This window comes from Longimicrobium sp. (assembly GCF_036280135.1).
In the GTDB taxonomy this organism is placed as follows: Bacteria; Gemmatimonadota; Gemmatimonadetes; order Longimicrobiales; family Longimicrobiaceae; genus Longimicrobium.
Genome location: NZ_DASURI010000356.1, coordinates 1 through 7,938, shown reverse-complemented (window position 1 = coordinate 7,938; position 7,938 = coordinate 1). Strand labels below are relative to the sequence as shown.

Sequence of the window (7,938 nt, the reverse complement as noted above, 5' to 3'; positions counted from 1 at the left end):
CTTCCAGGCGGCTGGATACGCAGTGCGCGTGGTGGGCCGCTACGAGGACCTCGGCGTGCTCCTTACCGAGATGGCCTCCCTCCCCCGGCTGACCCGGACGCGAGGCTTCCGGCTGCACGCGATCCCCGACTCGCTGGTGCGCAGTGCGGAAGCCTACGGCGCCGCCGGCGCGTCGGCCGTTCAGCCTGCGGACAGCGCCGGCGCCGCCACCGCGCTGGCCGACGCGGGTGAAACCCCATTCAAGGCATCTGCCATGTTCGACCTCATCTGGTACGCGCTGCCGGAGGGCGCCGCCGCGGACTCCGTGGCCGCCGGATCATCATCCGCGCCGGGAGCGGAGCCGTGAGACGCCGGTGCGTGGCGGCCGCAGCGCTGGCCGCGTGCGTGGTGGCGGGCCCCGTGGCTTCTGCGAGCGGCCCGGCCCGCGATGAGCCGTGGACCTACCCACGCGGCACACGCGACCCCCTGGTGCCGCCCGCCTCGTTGTACGCGGGGCAGGACCTGCCGCGCATCGAGGTAACGCTGATCGGAGTCGACTCCCATCATCCCGGCAAGCCGCTGGCGGTCGTGCGCGTGGACAGCCGCCCACCCGTCCGGCGGGTGGTCCGCCCCGGGGACCGCGTGGGGGACTACCGGATTCTCCAGATCCACCCCCGCAGCGTCCGGGTGGCGGTCCCCGGCTTTGGAGGAACGACGGTGCTCAACCTGTCCGTGCGCGATTCCACCCCTTCTACACCCTGACGACCGTGCCGTCTGCAGATCGCATCATGGCAGCCGTGGCGCGCGTGATCGGGCCGGCACTGCTCCTCTGCGCAGGTGCATGCGCTGGCGGTGCCGGCGGCCCGGCACCGCGCTTCCGAACCCTCGCGGAGCTCAGGGAGCAGCAGCAGGCCGACTCCGTTCGCCGGGCCGAGGCTGCGGCCGCGCACGCCGGCCCGACCGCTGAGCCGGTCACTCCGGTCCCGGCCAGGGACAGCGCCAGTCAAGAGCCCGCGAGCCCCGGGGCGGGCCATGCCCCTGCGCCGGCTACGCGCGCGAGCCGCACCGGCCAGGAGCCGGTGCGCCAGGGCAAGTGGATCCGCGTCGGCCCCAACCCGCCGCGGATCGACCTCCCGCTCTTCGACGCACCGGTCGCCGACGTGGCGAGCTACATCGCCGAGCGGGTCGGCGTAGACATCGTGGTAAGCTCCGATCCAGACGTGCGCGCGACCCGTCTCACGGGCGAGATCCGGGACCGGTACTGGCACGAGGCGCTGGAGTCCATGCTGGAAGCGCATGGCCTGCGCGCCATTCAGGCGCCGTCCGGCATCATCACGATCGTCAGCGCGCGGGAAGCGAACCGCGGCCGCCGCCCGGAGCTGATCAACCTGCAGTTCCGGGACGCCCGGGACGTGGTCGCCGCGCTGCAGCCGATGTTCGAGGGGGCGGCGGCGGACTCCACCGCTCCTGGGAGCGTGGAAGTAATGGGCGACCCGGAGATCAGCCGGACGCTGGTCGTCTACGGCTCCGCCGACCAGGTCGCCGCCATCCGCGAGGTGGTGGAGGAGTATGACAGGCGCCCCGCGAACGTGAGCATCGAGGCGTGGATGCTCCTCGTGAACCGCTCGGCCATGGACCGGCGGGGGGTCTCCTACTCGTTCGTCCCCGTCGTCAACGATTCCACGGGCGGGCAGTCCACGGGCGTTAACGTAGCCGGCAGTGGCGCCTCTTCCATCCCGGGTCTCACCGGCAGCGCGTTTACGCTCCGGCGCACCTTCGGGAACACGCCCATCGGGCTGAACGTGTTCATCGACGCGCTCACCTCCGCCGGCTTCGCGGAGACGGAGACCCGCCCGCTGGTGATGACCACGTCGGAGCGGGAGGGGAAGATCAACGTGGGCGACTCGTACATCCTGCCCAATCCGCAGCCGATCCTGGCCGGCGGCGGCGTCATCGTGCCGGGCGCGCAGAACGGCCTGCCGGGTACCCCGGCAACCGGCGGCTCGCAGGAGCCGGGCGCGTATCCCCGGACGGATGCTCCGGGCGCTGCCGAGGGGACGCTCGCGACAGTGGGCTCGGGCGGCTTTGCGCAGTTCCTCACCGGCACCACGCTCCGGGTTACTCCGATCGTGCTGGAGGGAGGCCGGCAGGTACGAATGAAGGTCGACCTGGTGCGCGACGGGGGGACGCTGAGCCCGGACGGGCGGAGCATCACGGGCGGCCGGCACAGCACCACGACCGAGGTGATCGTGGACGACCAGACGCCGATCGTCATCGGGAGCTTCACCGTGCAAGGCCATGCCCGCGCGTCGAGCGGGGTGCCGCTCCTGGGGAGCCTTCCGGTCCTGGGGCGGCTGTTCCGCCGCGACGAAGTCTCCAGCAACTACATGGATCTCGTGATCGTGCTCGTTCCGCACGTGCACCACGCCCCGGACAGGAGTGCGCCGTGATGCGACGGAGTGGATGCTGGGCCGCGGCGGCGAGTCTTCTCGCCGCGAGCGCCTGCATGGATCGCCCGGCTCTTTTCGAGCCCGGTGAGACGGGAGACGGGACCCGCGTGACGCTGCCTGCAGGTGAGCTGGCGGTCTACGAGCGCGACACGGTGCGGATCGCGGTCGAGGGGGACCTGGATCGGGACACACGCGCGCAGCTGCTGATCCTCGAGGCCAGGCGGGAGGTGCTGTGGCGGTCCGGGGAGGCGCCGGTGCGGGAGGGGCACGCCGCAGTCCCCGTGGAGGGAGTTTCCCCGGCCGTGGAGCGCGGATCGCAGCTCCTGTTGACCGCCGTCCTCTTCGACGACGGGGGGAACCGCGTCTACGCGTCGGATGACTCGGCGGCGGCGACGCTTGCGAAGGCGGCGGTGCGCCCGGTGCGCGTCTATGCAGGGCGGCGGCTCCTGGCCGCGGGCGGCGCCACGCCCATCGACCTCACGGGCGCACCTGAGCGAGCGATGGCGTTCTTTCCGGTACAGGCGGACGGGACCGTGGGCGTGCTGGACCTCTCCGGAGACGGCGAGGTCCGCGGATACGTACCCGCTGCCGCGCGGCCGGAGCGTGTCGCGTACCGCGGGGGCGCGCTCGCCGTGCTGGGCGCCGGAGGCGGGGAGGTGACGTGGCTCCGGCCGGACGGCGACCAGTGGAGGACGGTACGCCGGGTAGAGCTGCCTGCGCTCGAACTGGAGCTCGACACGCTCACGTCCGCCGCTGTGCGCCCGACCGCCCGCAGGCTGGCATTGGGCTGCGCCGACGCTTCGTGCACGGCCCTCTACGCGCTGCTTCCGAGCGGCGTCCAAGTCCTCGACGGGACTGTGCCGGACCCGGCCAGGGCAGGTGTCCTTCGCGCGATCTCGGAAACGGACTCGGCCCAGCGCGCCCATCCCGGCGGTGCTTGGCTCGTGCTCCCCGAGTACGGCGAGGCGGTGCGCGGCGACACGAGCGTGGCAGCCACCGTCTTCAGGCCCGCCGCGGGCGGGCGGGATCTCATCCAGCGGAGGGACGGCGCGTCCATGTGCCTCGCAACGGCACTTGGGGACGTGCTGGTCGCAGCCGGCAGCGACGGGGTCGCGTATGCCGCAGCCGACGGATCCCGGCCGGTGTGCGGTCCGGGGACGGGGATTGTCCGGATCGATGACGCCGCCACCCCTGTCGCGCGGCTTTCCTCGCTGGCGATTCACAACATGCTCGCGGAGGACCGGATCGGGCGGATTGCCGATCTCCAACTCTCGGACGACGGCGCATCGCTGCTCGTTCTGGGGGAAGAGTCGGTCGCCGTCCTCGACACGCTTCTGGGCGTGCGCGGGACGCTTCCCGTGCCGGGGGCGCGTTCAGTGGCCTGGCTACGCGGGAGCGGGCAGCACCGGTTCGCCGTCGCGGATGGGGACGGAGTCTCAGTCTACGACGCGCTCAGGCTCACGCGCATCGCGCGGATTCCCCTCGGCCCCACCGCCGGCCCGATGGTCTATCTCGCCCGCGCCTCCGGCACGGACGTGATCGCGGCCGTGATCCCGGGGGGCTTCGTGGTCGCGCCCGTACCCGGCCCCTGACCTGGAATGCTGAACCCAGCGATTACCGAACTCACCGCCCTGGCCGCATCGTTCGACGATTCGTACGCGGTGCTCGTGGCGCGCGCGCGTGCCGTCGCAGAGCACTACGGCATTGAGGTCATCGACCTCCGGCCCGGCGCGGACGGGATGTGGGACGTGCGGCTCCGGCTGCCCGCTGGCGGAGCCAGGGCGCGAGAGGCATCTCCGCCCGCCGCGGCCACGCCCCAGGCGCGGTTCCGTCGTCCTCCGCCGAAGCCGTTCGTGAGCCCCGTCATCCGCTCCAGGCCGTTCGACGGGGACGGGACCGGCGACCTGGACCGGTTCTTCGCCGAAGCAGACCGCTCCGTGCGTGTCCCGCCGCACGGGCGGCCGGGCTCGGCCCCCGTGCGCCTCGGTGAAGAGGAGCGGCTCCGGATGCTGGCGGACGTCATTGCCGGTGACGTCCTGCTTTCGCTCCAGCACCAAGGGCTGCATGGCGACGTGCGCGCGGTCGACGCGGCGCTCCGGCACGCGCGCACCCACTACGAAGCCGAGATTATGCGCGCAGGGATGGAATCGCGCATGGACGAGTTCCTCGCGCTCTACGAACCGGCGTGCGCGGCGGTACGCGGCGAGCTCCTGGGGAACGGCTGATGGCCATCACGAACTTCGCGCTCCGGCGCTACATCGCGGAGATCGTCTACTGCGGTCCCGGGCTCTGCGGCAAGACGACCACGCTCGAGCAGTTGGAGTCGCAGGTCGCCGGCTTGCGGCTGGTGAGAGAAGACACTGACGGTGAACGGACCGTGTTCTTCGACCTCCTGCCGGTAGTGCGGCCGCTGCCGAACGGCTGGACGCTGCAGTTCAACGTCAAGACCGTTCCCGGCGAGGTCCCGTACGCCGGTGCGCGCCAGCAGAACCTCCGCGACCCCGACGCCGTGGTCTTCGTGGCCGACAGCCACTATGCGCGGGACAAGGCCAACCTGGTGGCTCTGGACGAGCTCCGCACGACGCTGGAGCGGAACGGGCGAAGCATCGAGGAGGTGCCCATCATCCTGCAATACAACAAGCAGGACCTGACCCACATCCTGAGCTGGGATGCAATGCAGGAGATGCTGAACTCCGCCGATTGGCCAGCGTTCGGGTCGATCGCGCACCAGCGGAAAGGCATCCTGCCTCCGCTGGAGGCCGCCATGAACGCGGCCGAGAGGCGGGTGCTGGCCAGGGTGGGAGCACCGGCGGAGGCGCTCACGTAAGGCGCTCGCACCTCGTCAAAGGGGGGCTCCGTAGAGGCCGTGGGCGAAACGTGCCCACGGCCTTCTGCCATTCCAGAACCGTTCGTCCAAGGTCGCGGTATCTCGGTTGTGGAGACGCCGCTCCAGCGCATAGACGCCGGAGCGAACCCGCCGGGCCTGCGTGCCCGTGGCAGCTTTCCACGCCCCAGCAGAACGACGTATGACCCAGACTCAGCCCCGCGTCCGCAAGGCCCTTCCTGTCCCGCCGAGCACCCGCCGCGCCAAGCCGCGCCGGGAGCGCCGGCCCGCGAGCATCCCCGTGTCGCGCCGGCGCGGCGTCGCGCCCGGCTACACGCTGATCGAGATGATCGGCGTCGTGATCATCGCCTCGATCCTGCTCAAGATGGTCGTCCCCAACCTCATCGGCGGGAGCGAGGCGGCGAGGAAGAACACGCTGGTCAACCAGCTGAAGGCGTTCCACAGCCAGGCCGCCCTCCATTACCAGGAGTTCGACCAGTTCCCGAGCGCGGTTCAGACGACGGGCCAGCCCACCGCCGCCACGATGACGCTGCCGATCGAGCCGGGCGTGGGGCTGAGGATCACGGGTGTCTCGCAGCAGGGCTACAGCGTGCGCGCGCGGAGCACAGAGCTGCGGAAGTGGGAGTGCACGATCACGATCTCCAAGACGAGCGGGTACAATCCGGTGTGCACGGAGCTTACGACCGAGTGGACGGGCAACGATCCCAGCGCCTAGTTGGATTCAGAAGCAGGTTGCGGCTGCGATGAGCGCAGCCCGCGACATCACCCGCATCATGGAGCCCGCAGGCGGTTCATCCGTCCGCGGGCTTCAACGCCGTTACGGCAAAGTCACACTTCCAAGCGGGCACTTCTTGACTTCCAGACGGGGAACAACAAACTTCCAGCGCACCCTTCTCTTCGCTCACGAGTCCAATGGATTCCAACAGCTACGAGTTCTCGGCCATCCGTGGCATTCAAGCTGGCACGGCGTACTACGTGATCATGTGCGCACTCAAGCTGGTGCCGCGGTTGTTCAGCTTCGATGACGACGCGATACCGCCCGACCTCCGGGCCCAGCGCGTACTCAACCGCGCCCGGGTTCCTGCCATCGCTCGCTACATCACCGAAAATCCCGGCGAGTACATCTTATCCTCACTCTGCGCGTCGGTGGATGGCGAAGTTGAATTTGAGCCGGCAGTGGCGGAGGGGCCGCTGCGTTCCGTCGGGCGTCTCCGTGTGTCGATGAATGCGACTATCCTCATTAATGACGGTCAACACCGGCGTGCTGCGATCGAGGAGGCGATCAGAGACCGGCCATACCTGGGGGAGGAGACGATCTCCGTCGTGCTCTTCGCCGACCGCGGACTTGTGCGTTCGCAGCAGATGTTCGCAGACCTGAACCTGCACGCCGTTCGACCGAGCAAGTCCATTGGCGTCCTTTATGACCATCGCGACCCTCTGGCCAGCCTGGCCCGGCAGGTCATTGCTCGTGTGCCCACGTTTCGGGATATTACCGAGTTGGAGAAGACCACCATCTCCAACCGCTCGCTGAAGTTCTTCACCTTGAGCAGCATCTATCAGGCAACCGCCGAACTGATCGGAAAGGCGCGGGGCGAGTCTATTTCCGAGGTGGAGGAAAGCCTCGCGATCCAGTTCTGGAACGAGGTCGCGGCCCGGATGCCGGACTGGCTGCGCGTTGCGGCGCGCCAGGTGAGTGCGGCCGAGCTTCGGCAGGACTACGTGCACGCCCATGGTATCGCGCTGCACGCGCTAGCGATCGCCGGCACTCAGGCGATCGCCCTTTACCCGGATTCGTGGCCAGAGCGCTTGGACGGGCTCACTACCGTCGACTGGGCACGCTCTAATCGAACTCTCTGGGAAGGCCGCGCGCTGGTGGGCGGCCGGATCAATAAATCAAGGAACCACATCCTCCTCGTGGCAAACGTCATACTGCACGCCCTCAACCTACCGCTTACGGCGGAGGGTGAACGGGTCGAGGCCCTGCACGCCGGGCCGGAGATCCTCGCTCATGCGTGAACTCCCAGTTCTTGCTCAACCGACGCAGGCGCCTGCCTCGGTGTTCGACGCGATCCCGCTCCCGCAGCTATACGCGGAAATCCAGGGGCTCTACCTTGCCGACCGCCGGCCCTGGGTGATCGGTTACTCGGGCGGGAAGGACTCTACCTGTGCGCTTCAACTCATTTGGAACGCTCTGTCCGCGATGGACCGGGCGCTCCTTGACAAGCCGATCTACGTGATCAGCTCCGATACGCGGGTCGAAACGCCCGTGATCGTCGGCTACATCGACCGCACGCTGGAACTCATCGAGAGTGCCGCGCGCGAACAGGGGCTGCCGATCCGCACCCAGAAGGTGGTCCCCACGATCGAGCGTAGCTTCTGGGTGAACCTCCTGGGGCGCGGCTACCCCGCGCCCACGCGGAGATTTCGCTGGTGCACCGAGCGGCTGAAAATCGAGCCCGCCAACGACTTCATCCGGCAGCGGGTCGCGGAGTTCGGCGAGGTGGTGATGGTGCTCGGGGTGCGTGCGTCCGAGAGCGCAACGCGGGCCCAGGTGATGGCGCTCCACCGCATAAAGGGTTCGCGCCTAGCACGGCACTCGAGCCTGCTGAACGCCTTCGTCTACGCCCCGATCGAGGCTTTCTCGATTGACGATGTATGGACCTA

At 69.2% G+C, this 7,938-nt stretch carries 9 protein-coding genes; all 9 read left to right on the top strand.

Annotation, left to right across the window (positions count from 1 at the left end; all coding sequences use genetic code 11):
* Positions 1–346, top strand: a 346-nt coding sequence (locus VFZ20_RS11180) for a hypothetical protein (protein ID WP_329683958.1), incomplete at its 5' end; no start/stop codon positions are given.
* Complete coding sequence (locus VFZ20_RS11175) at positions 343–741, top strand: hypothetical protein (protein WP_329683957.1); 399 nt, start codon at positions 343–345, stop codon at positions 739–741. The genes VFZ20_RS11180 and VFZ20_RS11175, both read left to right, overlap by 4 nt.
* A 26-nt stretch (positions 742–767) precedes the next feature.
* Positions 768–2,429 carry a secretin N-terminal domain-containing protein gene (locus VFZ20_RS11170; protein WP_329683956.1) on the top strand — a complete coding sequence of 554 codons (1,662 nt, stop codon included), beginning with the start codon at positions 768–770 and terminating at the stop codon, positions 2,427–2,429.
* A 107-nt stretch (positions 2,430–2,536) separates the two neighbouring features.
* Positions 2,537–4,021, top strand: coding sequence for a hypothetical protein (locus VFZ20_RS33035; RefSeq protein WP_329683955.1), 1,485 nt, complete (start codon positions 2,537–2,539; stop codon positions 4,019–4,021).
* 6 nt (positions 4,022–4,027) lie between these two features.
* Complete coding sequence (locus tag VFZ20_RS11160) at positions 4,028–4,654, top strand: hypothetical protein (RefSeq protein WP_329683954.1); 627 nt, start codon at positions 4,028–4,030, stop codon at positions 4,652–4,654.
* Complete coding sequence (locus VFZ20_RS11155) at positions 4,654–5,256, top strand: hypothetical protein (RefSeq protein WP_329683953.1); 603 nt, start codon at positions 4,654–4,656, stop codon at positions 5,254–5,256. The genes VFZ20_RS11160 and VFZ20_RS11155 overlap by 1 nt, the downstream gene beginning before the upstream one ends.
* Positions 5,257–5,455: 199 nt before the next feature.
* Positions 5,456–5,989, top strand: coding sequence for a hypothetical protein (locus tag VFZ20_RS11150; protein ID WP_329683952.1), 534 nt, complete (start codon positions 5,456–5,458; stop codon positions 5,987–5,989).
* A 197-nt stretch (positions 5,990–6,186) separates the two neighbouring features.
* Positions 6,187–7,290, top strand: a complete 1,104-nt coding sequence (dndB, locus tag VFZ20_RS11145; RefSeq protein ID WP_329683951.1) for a DNA sulfur modification protein DndB — start codon at positions 6,187–6,189, stop codon at positions 7,288–7,290.
* Positions 7,283–7,938 (top strand): phosphoadenosine phosphosulfate reductase family protein (locus VFZ20_RS11140; RefSeq protein ID WP_414682932.1); only part of this gene is annotated, 656 nt, incomplete at its 3' end. The genes dndB and VFZ20_RS11140, both read left to right, overlap by 8 nt.

Bases quoted from the DNA above. Each gene is read 5' to 3' on its own strand.
- VFZ20_RS11170 (WP_329683956.1), top strand. From the start codon at position 768: ATGGCAGCCGTGGCGCGCGTGATCGGGCCGGCACTGCTCCTCTGCGCA.
- VFZ20_RS11160 (WP_329683954.1), top strand. From the start codon at position 4,028: ATGCTGAACCCAGCGATTACCGAACTCACCGCCCTGGCCGCATCGTTC.
- VFZ20_RS11155 (WP_329683953.1), top strand. From the start codon at position 4,654: ATGGCCATCACGAACTTCGCGCTCCGGCGCTACATCGCGGAGATCGTC.
- VFZ20_RS11150 (WP_329683952.1), top strand. From the start codon at position 5,456: ATGACCCAGACTCAGCCCCGCGTCCGCAAGGCCCTTCCTGTCCCGCCG.
- dndB (WP_329683951.1), top strand. From the start codon at position 6,187: ATGGATTCCAACAGCTACGAGTTCTCGGCCATCCGTGGCATTCAAGCT.